Source organism: Streptomyces sp. NPDC101152, assembly GCF_044768275.1.
Lineage (GTDB): Bacteria > Actinomycetota > Actinomycetes > Streptomycetales > Streptomycetaceae > Streptomyces.
The window spans coordinates 73,067-90,083 of sequence record NZ_JBIWPO010000022.1; the positions used below are offsets into that span (position 1 = coordinate 73,067).

Annotated in this window: 10 protein-coding genes and 1 pseudogene; 7 read left to right on the top strand and 4 right to left on the bottom strand. The window is 69.2% G+C overall.

Annotated features, from left to right (window positions below; translation table 11 throughout):
* The first annotated feature begins 739 nt into the window (after nucleotides 1-739).
* From ACIRVK_RS26180 to ACIRVK_RS26190, 3 genes and pseudogenes are all read left to right on the top strand, one after another.
* Nucleotides 740-3,853 carry an RICIN domain-containing protein gene (locus tag ACIRVK_RS26180; RefSeq protein WP_404251048.1) on the top strand — a complete coding sequence of 1,038 codons (3,114 nt, stop codon included), beginning with the start codon at nucleotides 740-742 and terminating at the stop codon, nucleotides 3,851-3,853.
* A 283-nt stretch (nucleotides 3,854-4,136) separates the two neighbouring features.
* A pseudogene (locus tag ACIRVK_RS26185) lies at nucleotides 4,137-4,923 on the top strand (glycoside hydrolase 43 family protein); the annotation flags it as partial.
* A gap of 96 nt (nucleotides 4,924-5,019) precedes the next feature.
* On the top strand, nucleotides 5,020-6,093 hold the full coding sequence (locus ACIRVK_RS26190) for an RICIN domain-containing protein (RefSeq protein WP_404251146.1): 1,074 nt from the start codon (nucleotides 5,020-5,022) through the stop codon (nucleotides 6,091-6,093).
* Nucleotides 6,094-6,215: 122 nt separating this feature from the next.
* Here ACIRVK_RS26190 and polX read toward each other — a convergent pair whose 3' ends face one another.
* Nucleotides 6,216-7,958 carry a DNA polymerase/3'-5' exonuclease PolX gene (polX, locus tag ACIRVK_RS26195; RefSeq protein ID WP_404251050.1) on the bottom strand — a complete coding sequence of 581 codons (1,743 nt, stop codon included), beginning with the start codon at nucleotides 7,956-7,958 and terminating at the stop codon, nucleotides 6,216-6,218.
* Nucleotides 7,959-8,125: 167 nt separating this feature from the next.
* Between polX and ACIRVK_RS26200 the strand changes: the two genes are divergently transcribed.
* The 3 genes from ACIRVK_RS26200 (at nucleotide 8,126) to ACIRVK_RS26210 (ending at nucleotide 10,598) form a co-directional block, all read left to right on the top strand.
* A complete protein-coding gene (locus tag ACIRVK_RS26200) occupies nucleotides 8,126-8,947 on the top strand; it encodes a TIM barrel protein (RefSeq protein ID WP_404251052.1) in 822 nt (273 codons plus the stop codon).
* 27 nt (nucleotides 8,948-8,974) lie between these two features.
* A complete protein-coding gene (locus ACIRVK_RS26205; RefSeq protein ID WP_404251054.1) occupies nucleotides 8,975-9,868 on the top strand; it encodes a 2-hydroxy-3-oxopropionate reductase in 894 nt (297 codons plus the stop codon).
* Between the two features lie 490 nt (nucleotides 9,869-10,358).
* A complete protein-coding gene (locus ACIRVK_RS26210) occupies nucleotides 10,359-10,598 on the top strand; it encodes a hypothetical protein (protein ID WP_404251056.1) in 240 nt (79 codons plus the stop codon).
* An 88-nt stretch (nucleotides 10,599-10,686) separates the two neighbouring features.
* Here the strand turns inward: ACIRVK_RS26210 and gcl are convergent, their stop codons facing one another.
* From gcl to ACIRVK_RS26225, 3 genes are all read right to left on the bottom strand, one after another.
* Nucleotides 10,687-12,471, bottom strand: coding sequence for a glyoxylate carboligase (gcl, locus tag ACIRVK_RS26215; protein ID WP_404251058.1), 1,785 nt, complete (start codon nucleotides 12,469-12,471; stop codon nucleotides 10,687-10,689).
* Nucleotides 12,472-12,698: 227 nt separating this feature from the next.
* A complete protein-coding gene (locus tag ACIRVK_RS26220) occupies nucleotides 12,699-14,291 on the bottom strand; it encodes an AMP-binding protein (protein ID WP_404251060.1) in 1,593 nt (530 codons plus the stop codon).
* Nucleotides 14,288-15,961 carry an AMP-binding protein gene (locus ACIRVK_RS26225; RefSeq protein WP_404251062.1) on the bottom strand — a complete coding sequence of 558 codons (1,674 nt, stop codon included), beginning with the start codon at nucleotides 15,959-15,961 and terminating at the stop codon, nucleotides 14,288-14,290. Before ACIRVK_RS26225 ends, ACIRVK_RS26220 begins: the two co-directional genes overlap by 4 nt.
* Nucleotides 15,962-16,123: 162 nt before the next feature.
* Here ACIRVK_RS26225 and ACIRVK_RS26230 point away from each other — a divergent pair, with 162 nt between their 5' ends.
* A complete protein-coding gene (locus ACIRVK_RS26230) occupies nucleotides 16,124-16,954 on the top strand; it encodes a response regulator transcription factor (protein WP_404251064.1) in 831 nt (276 codons plus the stop codon).
* The last annotated feature ends 63 nt before the right edge of the window (nucleotides 16,955-17,017 follow it).

Genomic DNA, 17,017 nt, shown 5'->3' on the forward strand with positions numbered 1-17,017 from the left:
TGATAAGTCGTATTCATTTTATCGAGATCCCACAGGCAAGCCTTGGACTTTCAAGCATATACCCCAACCTTGCCGGCTAAATCAGTGCATAAGTTGCGCCCATCGCCTCAAGTTCATCAAAGAAGTGCCCTACACACTCTTGACGGGTCCCTTGATGAGGCGGCTAATTTTCTCCCGCATTGGTATCGATGTAGCGGTCTCATCTAAGCGACGCCGACCGGGACGGCCGGCGTCGGTTCATCCAAGCTCCCCGACCTGCTCTGGCCCCTGCAAACCAAGGGAATCCCTCATGACCGGCAACGAGCCTGCGGACCAGCAGTGGCCCCCACCACCCCACTCATCGACATCCACCACCTGGGGGAGCTCGACCAACGTCCGCTACCTCGGCTCGTGAGAGCGCCGCCCCGTCCAGGGCGAGACGGACCCGGAGGAGCTGCAACGCCCCTTCGTTGAACGCGGGCTGGTCCGGCGCCGTCCTCGCGGGCGGCTGGAACCGCTGGGCCGCCACCTGCGGACGAACTGCTCACCGACTGTGCCGCGACCACCCACCCCAAGCACCGTCGATGTCCGCCTGCTGAAGTCGCCCCCCCATACGCGAGATTGTGCCGCTCACCGACGCTCCTGAGCCCTCGGGACGCTCGCCGGCCGGGGGGAGATCCGCGTCAGCCATACCGACAACACCCCGGAGCCGCCACATGAACGCTTTGCCGACCGTCCGTAGCAGAAGGAGGGGCAGACGATGAAGCCCGCCACCTCCACCCTCCGCAAGCTGTCAGCAGTGCTTGCCATGGCCTGCTCGGCTGCCCTGCTGACTTCCCTCACGACGCCGACCCCGGCCTCGGCCGTGACCCAGGCGACCTACTACGTCGCCCCCGACGGCGACGACGCCAACGCCGGGACGATCACGGCGCCGTTCAAGACCCTGCAGCACGCACGGGACGTCGTGCGCACGGTCAACAGCAACATGAGCGGAGACATCACCGTCTATCTCCGTGGCGGCAACTACCCGGTGAGCAGCACCATCGACTTCACGTCGGCCGACTCCGGAACGAACCGCCACCGTGTCGTGTACGCCGCCTACCAGCACGAGAAGCCGGTGCTGGACGGAGGCGTTCAGGTGACCGGCTGGACTCAGCACAGCGGGAACATCTGGAAGGCCACGCTGAACCGCAACATCAAGCTCCGCTCGCTCTACGTCAACGGCAAGCGCGCCAAGATGGCCTCCAAGACGATCAACTCGGCGGGATGCTACGGGTCCTACGCCGTTACGGCCGGCCAGGCTTCCTGGGCGTGGGAGTCGGGTTCGCAGTGCGACGGGGCCAAGTACAGCCTCTCCGACCTTCCCGCCGTCGCCTCCAACCAGGACGACGTGGAGATCCAGTCGGCGACCACCTGGACCACGGCCATCGTGGGCGTCCGCCAGATCACCATGAGCTCGGACGGCGCCAACCGGGTGGCCCTGTTCCAGGAGCCGGGCGCGGCCATCGCCCAGGGACCGCCGAACGGCAACTTCAAGGCCGGCAGTGGCAGCCACACCTTCATGAACGCGTACGAATTCCTGGACCAGCCCGGCGAGTTCTACTTCGACAAGACGAGCCACACCCTCTACTACTACAAGTCCGGCTCCGAGGACATGACGTCGGCGCAGGTCTTCGCTCCGAACAACGTGTCCACCCTCATCAAGATCGCCGGTACGTCCACCACCGACCACGCGCGGAACATCACGTTCTCCGGGCTCACGGTCGAGCACTCTGACTGGAACCTGGTCAACGTCGCGGGCTCCGTCTTCCGGCAGGGGCAACAGGGCAACGCCAGCTCGACCGTGTACGCGAGGCAGAACTTCCACGCGTACACCTACCGCAACGTCGACCTGCCGCCGGCTGCCGTACAGATCGAGAACGCCGACGGCATCGTCCTGTCGCGCACCACAGTGCAGCACACCGGCGCCGACGGAATCACCATGGCCAACGACGTGACGGACTCGCAGTTGACCGGCAACGTCACGAACGACATAGCCGGGTCTGCCATCACCGTGGGGCACCCGCAGCACGTGTACATCGGGGACTACACCTCGACCAACCACGAGAAGTATCCGGTGAACGTCGAGGGTCTCTGCAAGAACATCTCGATCACGGACAACTACCTCTACGACAGTGCGGTGTTGTTCCAGGGGTCCAGCCCGGTGTCGGCGTACTTCACCGACACGCTGTCCGTGCAGCACAACCGGATCGAGAAGTCCCCGTGGGCGGGCATCACCCTCGGCTGGGGATGGTGGAACTTCGACGGTTCGGCGAACTCCATCAACCCCGGGAACCCCACCACCACTGCCAAGAACAACACCATCAGCTACAACCAGATCGTCGACACGATGCAGGTGCTGGGCGACTCTGCTCCCATCTACGACCTGGGGAGCCAGCCGGGCACCGTGATCAGCAACAACTACATCCAGGGCGTGCCGGCCGGCCACAAGTACGGACTGCACCCAGATGAGGGGTCCGCCTACCTCAACTTCCACGACAACGTGCTCGACATCGACCCGGGCGTCGCCTACACCATCAACTCCGGTACATGGGGCCGCCAGCACGACCTCAGCATCACCAACACCTACGGCACGATCAACAAGATCTTCAGCAAGAGCGTCCCGAACAGCACCATCCAGGACGTACACGCGTACGCGGACGACGTGTGGCCGTCGCAGGCGTACAGCATCGCCGTGAACTCCGGTCTGGAGGACGCCTACAAGGACCTCGTCCCCCAGAGCAGCCTGGGTGATCAGGACTACGCCCTGCCCGCGAGCACGTTCACCGGCAAGGGCGTGTCGTCCATCCCCGTCCGCAGCCTCGGCGACGCGACGAAGACGCTCTGGCTGGCTCCCTCGGGTACGACGACGTTCGCCGCCGGCCCCACCATGACCAAGGCGTCCGGCACGGCGACGACCATCAGTATCCCGCCGACGGTCGACGACTACCGCCTCTACGTCGTGGACGCCCAGGGGAACGCGTCCGCAGCGTCAAAGTCCCTCGTACGGCAGCGATGGGCCTACGTCGACGACAAGGACTCGGGTCTGACCTACTCCTCCACCTGGTCGAACTGGAACGACTCCAAGGACTTCAACGGATCCGAGAGATACACCAACAAGACCGGCGACTACGTCCAGTACTCGTTCACCGGCTCGGGCGTCCGGTACCTCAGCATGAAGCAGCCGAACATGGGGAAGATCGACGTCTACATCGACGGCACCCTGGCGCAGTCGGGCATCGACGCCTACGCCCCGACGGTGACGAAACAGGTGCCGCTGTTCGAGAAGACGGATCTCCCCGCGGGCCCGCACACCATCAAGGTCGTCTGCGACGGAACGAAGGACGCGGCCTCGTCCAACACCGTCTGTGCGCTGGACGCGTTCGCCTCCATTCCCTTTCCCGCCAAGAACGCGTTCTACAAGGTCCTCAACAAGGGCAGCGGCAAGGCGGCCGACGTCTCGGGCGCATCGTCGACCGCCGGGGCGAACGTCATCCAGTGGAACGACACCGGAGCGCAGAACCAGGACTGGCGTTTCGTCGCGGTGGGTGACGGCAGCTACGAGATCGTCAACCAGAACAGCGGCCAACTGATGGACGTCACCAGCGCATCCACAGCGGACGGCGCGACCGTCATCCAGCAGGCCGACGACAACGCTGACAGCCAGCACTGGAAACTGACCGCTGCCGGAAACGGCTACTACAAGATCAAGAACGTGAACAGCGGCATGCTGCTCGCGGTGTCTGGCTCCTCGACATCAGCAGGCGCCCAGCTCGTGCAGACGACGGACACGAACGCCGACAGCCAGCTGTGGCAGGCGGTGAACGTGGACTGACCTGCCGGCCGCCGGGATCGGCACACCCCGCTCAGCCCCTCAGCCTGCTGCTGCCGGGGCGGACCGAAGGAGACGAGGGACATGGGGAAGGTATCGGCGAAACGCGCGCCGACACCATCCCCTGCCGACCTCCGCCAACCGCGTACTCGCGCACAACCCCTCCCCTACCCGTGATGACTCCTGGACAAGGACGGAAATCGTGGACATCACCAGACGACAGCTCGGCCGGCTCGCCGCGGTCGGTGCCGGGGCGCTCCTGTTGCCGGGCCCACTGCCCGCGAGCATGGCGCAGGCAGCCGCACTGTCGGCCGGGAAGTGGGGGGACCAAGGCGACGGCACCTACGTCAACCCCGTCCTCCCGGGCGACTTCAGTGACTGGGACTGCATCCGGGTCGGCTCGGACTACTACGGCATCACCAGCACGTTCGGGTACTCGCCCGGCGTGGCCGTCCTGCACTCGACGGACCTGGTCAACTGGCGGACACTCGGCGGCGCGGTCACCGATGTCATCCAGATCGGCCCGGAGCTGAACTGGGACCGGATGAACCGCTACGGCCGCGGTGTGTGGGCCGGCGCCATCCGCTACCACGCGGGGCGGTACTGGGTGTACTTCAACACTCTTCATGACGTCGGCCGCGTCGCCGGCCGGGCCCTGGGATCCGCTGACCTCGGTGTGGCGGACCTCCGGCTGGGACGACCCGTGCCCCTTCTGGGACGACGACGGCCAGGGCTACCTGGTCACCACGCACTACTCGGACAGCTACAAGACCAACCTGTTCAAGCTGTCCGCGGACGGCAAGTCGCTGGTCGGCACGCCCACGGTCATCCACCAGTCGCCGGGCAGCGAGGCCAACAAACTGTACAAGATCAACGGCCTCTACTACCACCTGTACAGCGAGGTGAAGTCCGAGGGGCGAGTGCTGATGATGAACCGCGGCTCCAGCCTCTACGGACCGTACGAGACCAAGCAGCTGCTGCACGTCAACGCCGCGGTGGACCGCGAGCCCAACCAGGGCGGGCTGGTGCAGACGCCGGACGGCGCCTGGTACTTCGTTACCCACCACGGCCACGGCGACTGGGAGGGGCGCGTGCTGTCCCTGCTGCCGGTGACCTGGGTCGACGGCTGGCCGATCATCGGCACGGGGGGCACGGACGGCATCGGCAACATGGTGTGGACCGGCCAGGTACCGGCCGGCGGCACACCCGGCCTGCCCCTCGACGTACTGCCTCCCGTGGTGACCAGCGACCTGTTCACCGACACCAGCCTCAAGCCCCAGTGGGAGTGGTACTACCAGCCCCGCGCGGACCACTGGTCGCTCACCCAACGTCCCGGCTGCCTCCGGCTGAAGGCGTTCGCACCGCTGGCAGCCGACAATCTGACCAAGGTCGGCAACACCATCACCCAACGGGTGCTGCGCACAGCGGGCGGCGCGACGGTGACCGTCCGCCTCGAACCGGCCAGCCTCGCCGACGGCCAGCACGCCGGTCTGTGCCACTACGCGGCCACCTACGCCGGACTGGGCGTGCGGCGCTCCGGCACCACCACCATGATCACGCAAAACGTCAACGGCACCCTGACCAGCGGTCCGTCGATCACCCAGAACGCCGTGTGGCTGCGCACCACCTGGGACGTCAACGGAATCAGCCAGTTCTCCTACAGCCTCGACGGAAACACCTTCACCGCGTTCGGCGGCACCTACCAGCTCACCTGGGGCGGCTACCGCGGCGACCGGATCGGCCTCTACACCTACAACCCGAACGACACCGGCTACATCGATGTGGACTCGGTGCAGTACACCATCGCTCCCACCCGGACCTACACGTGCGCCAGCGTGCGCAGCGGCAAGGTCGCCGACGTCTCCAGCGCGTCGAACGCGGACGGCGCCGCCGTGATCCAGTGGCCGGACAACGGCGCAGCGAACCAGCAGTGGGCCTTCCAGTCCACCGGGGACGGCCACCACACCATCATGTGCGTCCAGAGCGGCAAGGTCCTCGACGTGGCAGGGTCCTCCACGGCGGACGGCGCACGGGTCGTGCAGATGACCGCCGACGGCCGGACGAGCCAGCAGTGGCAGCTACGCCCCCAGACCGGTGGCGTGTTCGCCGTCGTCAACCGCAACAGTGGCAAGGTGCTCGACGTCAACTCGGGCAGTACGGCCGACGGTGCCGCGCTGATCCAGTACTCCGACAGGGGCAGCACCAACCAGCAGTGGACCTTCCACCGCGTCACCGGCCAGTAGTGCTCCGGTGCGCGCCGGGGGCGTGGTAAGCAGCACTCCACTCTCCATCGCACGCGCTCAACCTAACGCCCGGTACGGGTGTTGGGGCAGCCCTCACGAGGTCGGTGCCGGCACCGGCACCATCACCGTCGGCCCTTGCGCAGGAAGCCCCGCAGGCGGCGCTCCGGCCAGGTGTTGATCACGTCGTCGGGGGTGAGCCAGCCGCGTTGGGCGGTGCCGATGCCGTAGCGCATGTTGGCGAGGTGGGGGACGGCGTGGGCGTCGCTGTTCACGGCGAAGCGGACGCCGTGGCGGCGGGCCCGCAGGATGTCCTCGTCGCGCAGGTCGAGGCGGTCCGGGTGGGCGTTGATCTCCAGGGCGGTGCCGGTGCGGGCGCAGGCGGCGAAGACCGCGTCGAGGTCGGCGTCGATGCCGGGGCGCTTGCCGAGGATGCGGGTGGTGGGGTGCCCGATGATGTTGACGTACGGGTTCTCGCAGGCGCGGACGAGACGGCGGGTCAGGGCGTCGCGGTCCTGGTTGAAGTGCGAGTGGACGGACGCCACGCACAGGTCGAACCCGGCGAGGAAGTCGTCCGGCCAGTCCACCTCGCCGTCCGGGCCGATGTTCAGCTCGGTGCCGTGCAGCAGCCGCAGCCCGCCGCGCCGGCCCCGCGTCGGGTACGTGCCGTCCAGTTCGCGCACGCGGGCCCGCTGGGCCAGCATCCGCTCGTCGGTCATGCGCTGCATGGCCATGTCGGGCGCGTGGTCGGTGATCGCGTAGTAGGCGTAGCCGCGCTCGGCGGCCGCCTCCACCATCTCCTCCAGCGGGGCGAGTCCGTCGGTGAGGTCGGTGTGGGTGTGCAGGTCGCCGTGGAGGTCGGACTCGGTGACCAGAGCGGGCAGTTCGTCGCGCAGCCCGGCCTCGATCTCGCCGCGGTCCTCGCGCAGGGTGGGCGGGATCCAGGGCAGGCCGAGGCGGGCGTACACCTCCTCCTCGGTCCTGGAGACGATCTTCTCGCCGGTCTCGACGTCGAAGAGGCCGTACTCGGAGAGCTTCAGCTTGTGGTGGACGGCGCGCTCGCGGGTGCGGATGTTGTGCGCCTTGGAGCCGGTGAAGTACTGGAGTGCGGCGCCCCAGGAGTCGGGCGGGACGACGCGCAGGTCGACGTTCAGGCCCTTGGTGGTGCGCACGGACGTCTTCTTCTCTCCCGTGCCGATCACCTCGGTGACGTACGGCAGCCGCGTGAAGGCGCGCATGACCGGTGCCGGCTTCGTCGAGGCGGCGAGGACGTCGATGTCGCCTATGGTCTCGCGCACCCGGCGCAGTGACCCGGCGTACGCGCACCGCTCGCAGCCCGGCAGCCGGGATAGGGCGCCGACGATGTCCTCCGCCAGTTCCATGGCGACGTCGAGCTGGACGCGTCCGCCGGAGGACTGCAGTAGCTCGATGCCGTGGAGGATGTTCTCCTCGGTCTTGGGGCCGAAGCCCTTGAGGTCGCGCAGCCGCTCCTGGTGGATGGCCTCGGCGAGTTCCTCGACCGAGGAGATGCCCAGTTCCTCGTAGACCGTGAGGGCCTTCTTGGGGCCGAGGGTGGGGATGGCCGTCAGCCGGCGCACCCCGGCGGGGATCTTCGCCCGTAGCTCCTCCACCGCCGAGACGCTGCCGCTGCCGAAGTACTCCAGGACCTTCTGGGCGATCGACTTCCCGACGTTCGGGATCTCCTGGAGGCCCTTGAGGTCGAGGGTGGACACGTCGGCATGGTGGCCGCCGACCGCACGCGCGGCCTTCTCGTAGACGCGTGCCCTGAACGCGTCTCCGCCGGTGATCGAGATCAGGTCCGCGTACTCCTGGAGCAGGGCCGCGACCTCGTCGTTGGACCGGGCCACGCCTCCAGGGTAGGCGGCTCCTTCCGCCCCGGCGCGCTCGCCCTTTTCGCGCGGGCGCCCTTGACAGGTCTCCCCAGCCACAGGCACTCTTCCGTTAAGCAGAATTCAGATTCCACGATACGGAATGCAGATCATCGCCGCCGGCACGGAAGGGAGCGCCGACCCCCATGGGATTCGCGGACCAGCGCTTCAACGTCAACCTGTCGATCCTCTTCACGGAACTCCCGCTCCTGGAGCGCCCCGCGGCTGCCGCCGCGGCCGGCTTCACCGCGGTCGAGCTGTGGTGGCCCTGGGTCGACTCCCCCACCCCCGAGCGGTCCGAGCTCGACGCCCTGCGGAGGGCGATCGAGGACGCGGGCGTCCAGCTCACGGGCCTCAACTTCTACGCCGGCCGGCTGCCCGGCCCCGACCGCGGCGCCCTGTCCGTCCCGGGCGAGGAGTCGGCGAGGTTCCGCGCGAACATCGACGTCGCCGCGGACTTCGCCCACTCGCTCGGCGCCGGGGCGCTCAACGCGCTGTACGGCAACCGCGTGCCGGGCGTCGACCCGGCGGAGCAGGACGCGCTGGCGCTGGAGAACCTGGTCCTCGCGGCCCGGGCCGCCGACCGGATCGGCGCGGTCCTTCTCGTCGAGGCCCTCAACAAGCCCGAGTCTCCGCTGTACCCGCTGGTGAGCGCACCCGCCGCGGTCGGGATCGTGGACAAGGTCAACCGGGCCTCGGGGCTGGACAACGCGCGTTTCCTGATGGACCTCTACCACCTGTCCATGAACGGCGAGGACCTGCTGTCGGTGATCGACCGGTTCGCCGGGCGGACGGCCCATGTGCAGATCGCCGACAACCCCGGGCGCGGCGCCCCGGGCACGGGCTCGCTCCCGCTCGAGGACCTCCTCGACCAGCTGAAGAAGGCGGGCTACGACGGCTGGGTCGGCCTCGAGTACAAGCCGGGCGACCGCCCGAGCGCCGAGGCCTTCGACTGGCTGCGCCGCTGACCCTCGTACCGAAAGGCACCCTCTGTCATGAGCAACGCACTCCCCAAGGTCGCCTGGATCGGGCTCGGCATCATGGGCTCCCCCATGTCCGAGAACCTGATCAAGGCGGGTTACGACGTCACCGGCTTCACCCTGGAACAGGACAAGCTGTACCGGCTGACGACGGCCGGCGGCACCGCGGCCGGTTCGATCGCCGAGGCGGTGCGGGACGCCGACGTGGTCATCACGATGGTGCCCGCGTCACCGCAGGTCGAGGCTGTCTCCTACGGGCCCGACGGCATCCTGGAGAACGCCCGCTCCGGCACGCTCCTGATCGACATGTCGTCCATCACCCCGCAGACCTCCGTCGACCTCGCGAAGGCGGCCGCGGGCAACGGCATCCGGGTGCTGGACGCCCCGGTGTCCGGTGGTGAGGCCGGTGCCGTGGAGGCCGTGCTGTCCATCATGGTCGGCGGCGAACAGGCCGACTTCGACGAGGCGAAGCCGATCTTCGAGGCGCTGGGGAAGACCGTCGTGCTGTGCGGGCCGCACGGGTCGGGCCAGACCGTGAAGGCCGCCAACCAGCTGATCGTCGCCGTGAACATCCAGGCGTGCGCCGAGGCCGTGGTCTTCCTGGAGAAGTCCGGCGTGGACCTGAAGGCAGCGCTGGACGTCCTGAACGGCGGCCTGGCGGGCTCGACCGTGCTGACCCGCAAGAAGGACAACTTCCTGGCCCGCGACTTCAGGCCGGGCTTCCGCATCGACCTGCACCACAAGGACATGGGCATCGTGACGGATGCGGCGCGCAACGTCGGCGCCGCGCTGCCGGTCGGTGCCCTGGTCGCCCAACTGGTCGCCGGCCTGCGCGCGCAGGGCGACGGCGGCCTGGACCACTCGGCGCTGCTGCGGGCCGTGGAACGGCTGTCCGGCGCCCAGGTCTGACCCCCGGCCTCCGGTCCGCGGCGGCGCTGACATGTCCTGTCGCGCCCAGGCGCCGCCGCGGACCGGAAACCCCTGTTGATCGACCGGAAGCGGTCCTCGCCCTCGAGTGAGGACCGGCACGAACGGCCCGCGACCTTCGGACGGCCCGGATGAGGGGTGGCCGGCCGGCGGCGTGGGCGAGGCAAGGACCGCGGCGGCGTGCGAGCCAGTGCGGTGGTGAGGGCACCGGGCCCCCTTCTTCGACCTGAGGGAAGGGACGGCCCCGGCTCCCGTCGCACCCGCCGCGGTCCCGGCCGCACCAGCCCCGTCCGGCGGCGCGGACGATCCGTCGCGCCCAGCCTCGCGCCGTCGGACGGCCACCACAACCGGAGACCTTCCGGCGGAAGAGGCGCCGGATGCGGGAGCGTTCCGCATCCGGCGCCTCTCCCGCTGTCCGCGCGGTACGGCGCTCCGGGGTGCGGAGCGGCCGCTTCCGCAGGAGTCTGAAGGCATGGCACATCCAACGCAGCATCCACGTGTCGTGGTGCACCCGCCGGCGCTCGACGGTTCGCGGCGGGTCACGGAGGGCGAGCAGACCCTGGGGATCGCCACCCACATGGACGACGTGGCCGAGATCCTGCGGCTGGCCGACCTGTACGTCACGGACGTCGAGGCCAGCGACTTCATCGAGTGGCAGGGCGGTGGCCCGGAGGACTGGCCGGGACTGTCCGAGCACCACGAGGTGACGTGACCGCGCGCGGGCGTAGGACGTCCACGCCATGAAGGAGGGCGGCCCGACCAACCGGTCGAGCCGCCCTCCTGGTGTGTCGAGGTGTCCGTCAGACCTTCAGCGTCCTGATCGACGTCGGCGCGTGCCCCGGTTCCGTCGCGGGCTTCTCGAACTCGACGACGTTGCCGATGTCGTTGGTGGTGGACATCGAGATGTCGGTGACCCGTTCCAGGATCGCCTCGACCACCACCGGGACCCGGTACTCGGCCGCGAGTTTCTTCGCCTGCTCGAAGGCGGCGCCCAGTTCCGCCGGGTCGGTCACCCGGATCGCCCGGCAGCCCAGACCCTCGGCGACCTTGACGTGGTCGACGCCGTAGACGCCCAGCTCGGGCGAGTTGATGTTCTCGAACTCCAGCTTGACCTGGAAGTCGAGGTCGAACGCCCGCTGCGCCTGACGGATCAGGCCCAGGTAGGAGTTGTTCACCAGGACGTGCACGTACGGGATCCGGTGCTGCGCGCCGACCGCCAGTTCCTCGATCATGAACTGGAAGTCGTAGTCGCCGGACAGCGCGACGACCTGAGCCCCGGGGTCGGCCTTGGCGACGCCCAGGGCGGCCGGGATCGTCCAGCCGAGGGGGCCCGCCTGGCCGCAGTTGATCCAGTGCCGGGGCCTGAAGACGTGCAGCATCTGGGCGCCGGCGATCTGGGAGAGGCCGATGGTGGAGACGTACCGGGTCTCGGGCCCGAAGGCCTTGTTCATCTCCTCGTAGACGCGCTGCGGTTTGATCGGGACGTCGTCGAAGTGGGTACGGCGCTGGAGCGTGGCCTTCCTCTCCTGGGCCGCGGCCGCCCAGGCGCTGCGGTCCGGCAGCATGCCCGCCCCCTTCAACTCCCTGGCCACCTCGACGAACAGCTCGAGGGCGGCCCGGGCGTCCGAGGCGATGCCGTAGTCGGGTGCGAAGATCCGGCCGATCTGGGTGGGCTCGATGTCGACGTGGACGAAGGTCCGGCCGGCCGTGTAGACGTCGAGTCTGCCGGTGTGGCGGTTGGCCCAGCGGTTGCCGATACCGAGGACGAAGTCGGACTCCAGGAAGGTCGCGTTGCCGTAGCGGTGCGAGGTCTGCAGACCCACCATGCCCGCGTTCAGTTCGTGGTCGTCGGGCAGGACGCCCCAGCCCATCAGGGTCGGGACGACCGGTGTGCCGATCAACTCGGCGAACTCCACGAGGAGTTCGCAGGCGTCCGCGGTGATGACGCCGCCGCCCGCGACGATCAGCGGGCGCTCGGAGGCGTTCAGGAGGCCGATCGCCTTCTCGATCTGGGCGCGGGTCGCGGCGGGCTTGAAGGCCGGGAGCGGTTCGTACGTCTCCGGGTCGAACTCGATCTCGGTGAGCTGGACGTCGATGGGCAGGTCGATCAGGACCGGGCCGGGGCGGCCGGAGCGCATGAGGTGGAAGGCCTGCTGGAACACGCCCGGGACCTGCGCGGCCTCCAGGACGGTGACCGCCATCTTGGTGACGGGCCTGGCGATCGAGGCGATGTCGACGGCCTGGAAGTCCTCCTTGTGGATCACGGCGGTCGGCGCCTGGCCCGTGACGCACAGGATCGGGACGGAGTCGCCGATGGCGGAGTAGAGCCCGGTGATCATGTCGGTGCCGGCGGGGCCGGAGGTGCCCACGCAGACGCCGATGTTGCCCGGGTGGGTACGGGTGTATCCCTCGGCCATGTGCGAGGCGCCCTCGACATGGCGGGCGAGGGTGTGGGTGAGGCCGCCGGAGGCCTTGAGTGCCGCGTAGAAGGGGTTGATCGCCGCGCCCGGCACACCGAACGCGTCCCTGACGCCCTCGCGCTTGAGGATCTCAACTGCCGCGCGGGCGGCGGTCATACGTGCCATCGAGTACTCCTGCCTCGGCTGTCGGATGCGTACTCCCGTCGCGCCCCGCGGTGAGCACTTCCGTGATCGGCTTCCTGGACTTCTTTTCCGTAATGCGGAAATTACTTTCTACTATCTGGAAGCAATGTAGGTGGGGTGGGGAGGGCAGTCAAGGGAGGGTGGGCCCGGGCAGGCAAAAGGGACGCCACCGGGACAGGGGTCCCGGTGGCGTCCCTCGGACGGCTTCCTCAGACGCCGTACTTCTCCCGCAGCTCCACCTTCCGCACCTTCCCCGACACCGTCATCGGGAAGGACTCCAGGAGCTGGAGGCGGCTGGGCACCTTGTAGTGGGCCAGCCGGCCCTCGCAGAAGGCGCGCACCTCGGCGAGCGTCGGCGGGTCGGCCGGGTCGCGCGGGATGACACAGGCCAGGACCTCCTCGCCGTACTCCTCGTGGGGGACGCCCACGACCTGGACGTCCTGGATCTTCGGGTGGCCGTAGAGGAACTCCTCGATCTCACGCGGGTAGATGTTCTCGCCGCCCCGGATGATCATGTCCTTGATGCGGCCGACGATCTCCACGTAACCGTCGTCCCGCATCGCGGCCAGGTCCCCGGTGTGCATCCAGCGGCCGGGGTCGACGGCCTCGGCGGTCTTCTCCGGCTCCTCCCAGTAGCCGAGCATCACGCTGTAGCCGCGGGTGCACAACTCGCCCGCGCTGCCACGGGGTTGGGTCACACCGGTGGCCGGGTCGACGATCTTCACCTCGATGTGCGGCAGGACGCGGCCGACGGTTCCCGTGCGGTGCTCCAGGTCGTCCTCCATCCTCGTCTGCAACGAGACCGGGGACGTCTCCGTCATGCCGTAGCAGATCGAGACCTGTTCCATGTGCATCTCGGCGACCACCCGCTTCATCACCTCCACCGGGCAGGGCGAACCCGCCATGATGCCGGTGCGCAGGGAGGTGAGGTCGTAGCTCGCGAAGTCGGGGAGGTTCAGCTCCGCGATGAACATCGTCGGGACGCCGTAGAGGGAGGTGCAGCGCTCCCGCTGGACCGCCTCCAGGGTGGCCGCGGGGTCGAAGGACGGGGCGGGGATGACCATGCAGGCGCCGTGCGAGGTGGCCGCCAGGTTGCCCATCACCATGCCGAAACAGTGGTAAAAGGGCACCGGGATGCAGATCCGGTCCTGCTCGGTGTAGTCGATCAACTCGCCCACGAAGTAACCGTTGTTGAGGATGTTGTGGTGGGAGAGCGTGGCCCCCTTCGGGAAGCCGGTGGTGCCCGAGGTGTACTGGATGTTGATGGGGTCGTCGCAGGACAGCGCCGGGTAGGAGGCCTGCGGCTGCGCCCGGGCGAGCAGCGCGTCCCAGCCGCTGTCGCCGATGTAGACCGCCTCCCGCAGCTGCGGGCAGCTGCCGCGCACCTGCTCGACCATCGCCCGGTAGTCGCTCGTCTTGTGGCTCAGCGATGCGAACAGCAGGGAGATTCCTGCCTGGTTGAGGACGTACTCCACCTCGTGCGTGCGGTAGGCCGGGTTGATGTTCACCATGATCGCGCCGATCCGGGCGGTGGCGTACTGCACCAGCACCCACTCGGCGCAGTTGACCGCCCAGATGCCCACCCGGTCGCCCTTGGCGACCCCGCTCGCCACCAGGGCACGCGCCAACTCGTCGACGTCGGCGGCGAATTCGGCATAGGTCCAGCGCCGCCCGGACGGCACGTCGACCAGGGCCTCTCGCTCCGGCCAGCGGCGCACGGCCCGGTCCAGGTTGGCGCCGATGGTGTCGCCGAGCAGGACCGTGCCGCTCGTCCCGTGCGTGTACGACAGTTCCGAGGTCACCGGAAGTCCTTCTCGCGGTACTCGGCGTCCGACCCGGCGGCCGTCGCCTCGCGCAGTTCGATCCGGCGGATCTTGCCTGAGACGGTCTTGGGCAGCGGCGCGAACTCCAGGCGGCGGATGCGCTTGTAGGGGGCGAGGACCTCACGGGAGTGCTCGAAGAGCACCTTCGCGGTGTCGGGGCCCGGCTGCCAGCCCTCGGCGAGCACTACGTACGCCTTGGGCACGGCGAGGCGCAGCTCGTCCGGGGCGGGGACGACGGCCGCCTCGGCCACCGCCTCGTGCTCCAGCAGCGCGCTCTCCAGCTCGAAGGGGCTGATCTTGTAGTCGGAGGCCTTGAAGACGTCGTCGCTGCGGCCGACGTAGGTCAGGTAGCCGTCCGCGTCCCGGGAGGCGACGTCGCCCGTCCGGTAGTAGCCGCCGGCCATCGCCTCGGCGGTGCGTTCCGGGTCGCCGTGGTACCCGGTCATCAGGCCGACCGGCCGGGCCGACAGGTCGAGCGCGATCTCGCCCTCGGCGGCGCCGGGCGCGCCCGTGACCGGGTCCAGCAGCTCGACCCGGTAGCCGGGACTGGGCCGGCCCATCGAGCCCGTCTTGAGCCGCTGGCCGGGGCTGTTGGCGACCTGCACGGCGGTCTCGGTCTGTCCGAAGCCGTCCCGGATGGTGACGCCCCAGGCCCGCCTGACCTGCTCGATGACCTCGGGGTTCAGCGGCTCACCGGCCGCCACGACCTCGCGGGGCCTGGTCCGCAGTTGGCTGAGGTCGGCCTGGATGAGCATGCGCCACACGGTCGGCGGGGCGCAGAAGGTGGTGACGCCGGCGCGGTCCATCTCGGCCATCAGCCGGGCCGGGTCGAAGCGCGTGTAGTTGTGGATGAAGACGGTCGCCTCCGCGTTCCACGGCGCGAACAGGTTGGACCAGGCGTGCTTGGCCCAGCCGGGCGAGGAGATGTTCAGGTGCACGTCGCCGGGGCGGAGGCCGATCCAGTACATGGTGGCCAGATGGCCGATCGGGTACGAGGTGTGGGTGTGCTCGACCAGCTTGGGGCGGGCGGTGGTGCCCGAGGTGAAGTACAGCATCAGCGGGTCGTCGGCGAGGGTGGGCCCGTCGGGCAGGAACTCGGCGGGGGCTGCGTAGGCGTCCTCATAGGGCTCCCAGCCCTCCTCGGGCAGGCCGCCGACGGAGATGCGGGTGTAGGTGCCGGGCACGTCGTCGAACTTGGCGGTGTCCTCGGCCCGTACGATCACGTGCCTGACCCGGCCCCGATCCACGCGGTCGCGCAGGTCGGCCGGGCCGAGCAGGGGGGTGGCGGGGATGACCACGGCCCGCAGCTTCATCGCGGCCAGGGCCGTCTCCCACAGCTCGACCTGGTTGCCGAGCATGACGAGGATGCGGTCCTCGGGGGCGACGCCCCGGTCGCGCAGCCAGTTCGCCACCCGGTCCGAGCGCTCGGACATCTCGGCGAAGGTGACCCGGACCTCGGTGCCGTCCTCCTCGACGATGTGCAAGGCGGGCCGGTCGTTGCCCTCCGCGACGACGTCGAACCAGCCGAGCGCCCAGTTGAAGCGCTCGGGGCGGGGCCAGTCGAACCCCTCGTACGCCGTCGCGTAGTCCTCGCGATGCGCGAGCAGGAAGTCCCGCGCCCTACGGAAGTCCTCCGTCGCCGTCGTCATCGTGCGTCCTCGCTTTCTCAGGTCGCTCCCCATCGGGGCGCCCCTACGGCTCACTCCCACGGACCGGACCATTGCCGGGCGGCTCTCATCCATCGTGTAATCCGTGATGCTGGTCTCACTACCCCCGTACGGGGGTGGGCGCCGCACGGAAAGGGCGAGCAGGTGAACGCGGACGCTGGCGGGGCGGTCGAGATACGGAACGCGCTGGTGCGGCTGCGGCGCGCGACCGGGCTGCCGGTCGCCTTCGGCGGGCTGGTGGAGCCGGGCCGGCAGCACGTGCGCATCAGCGAACTCAGCGGCGCCGCGACGACCGCGCTGAGCGGACTCCCGGTGACCTCCGGCAACGGCCTCGGCGGCCGGGCCGTCGCCCTGGCCCGCCCGTGTGCCGTGCCGGACTACTCCTCGTCCCGGCAGATCAGCCACGAGTACGACGTCCCGGTCGCCGCCGAGGGCCTGCGCTCGGTGCTGGCGGTCCCGGTGGTGGTACGGCGCCGGGTGCGCGGTGTGCTGTACGGCGCCCTGCGCACGGCCGAGCCGCTGGGCGACCGCACGCTGGACGCGGCGATGCAGGCGGCGCGGGACGTGGAGCAGACGCTGGTCGTGCGTGACGAGGTCGGCGATCTCGTAGCGTCGGCCACCGCGTCGGTCCGGGAGCCCGAGTCCGGCGCGGCCCGGGAACAGGTGCGGGAGGCGCACGCGGCGCTGCGGGCCCTGGCGTCGCGGATCGCGGACCCGGCCCTGCGGGCCGAACTGCTCGAGGCGTGCGCGCTGCTGGCCCCGCGGGCCCCGCGCGCGGCGGTCCGGCTGACCCCTCGTGAACTGGACGTCCTCGCCTGCACGGCGGCCGGGGCGACGAACGCGGCGGCCTCCGAGCGGCTGGGGCTGCGGCCGGAGACGGTGAAGAGCTATCTGCGCTCCGCCATGCGCAAGCTGGGCGCGCACACCCGGGGAGAGGCGGTCGCGGCGGCCCGCCGGGCGGGTCTGCTGCCCTAGGGTCCTGGGACCGCCCCGACAGGGGGCTATTCATTCAGTGATGCTTTGAATTTCCGTATCCCG

What these genes read in the sequence shown, in the direction of transcription:
- ACIRVK_RS26180 (WP_404251048.1), top strand. Translation starts at nt 740, where the DNA reads ATGAAGCCCGCCACCTCCACCCTCCGCAAGCTGTCAGCAGTGCTTGCC.
- ACIRVK_RS26190 (WP_404251146.1), top strand. Translation starts at nt 5,020, where the DNA reads ATGGTGTGGACCGGCCAGGTACCGGCCGGCGGCACACCCGGCCTGCCC.
- ACIRVK_RS26200 (WP_404251052.1), top strand. Translation starts at nt 8,126, where the DNA reads ATGGGATTCGCGGACCAGCGCTTCAACGTCAACCTGTCGATCCTCTTC.
- ACIRVK_RS26205 (WP_404251054.1), top strand. Translation starts at nt 8,975, where the DNA reads ATGAGCAACGCACTCCCCAAGGTCGCCTGGATCGGGCTCGGCATCATG.
- ACIRVK_RS26210 (WP_404251056.1), top strand. Translation starts at nt 10,359, where the DNA reads ATGGCACATCCAACGCAGCATCCACGTGTCGTGGTGCACCCGCCGGCG.
- gcl (WP_404251058.1), bottom strand. Translation starts at nt 12,471, where the DNA reads ATGGCACGTATGACCGCCGCCCGCGCGGCAGTTGAGATCCTCAAGCGC.
- ACIRVK_RS26225 (WP_404251062.1), bottom strand. Translation starts at nt 15,961, where the DNA reads ATGACGACGGCGACGGAGGACTTCCGTAGGGCGCGGGACTTCCTGCTC.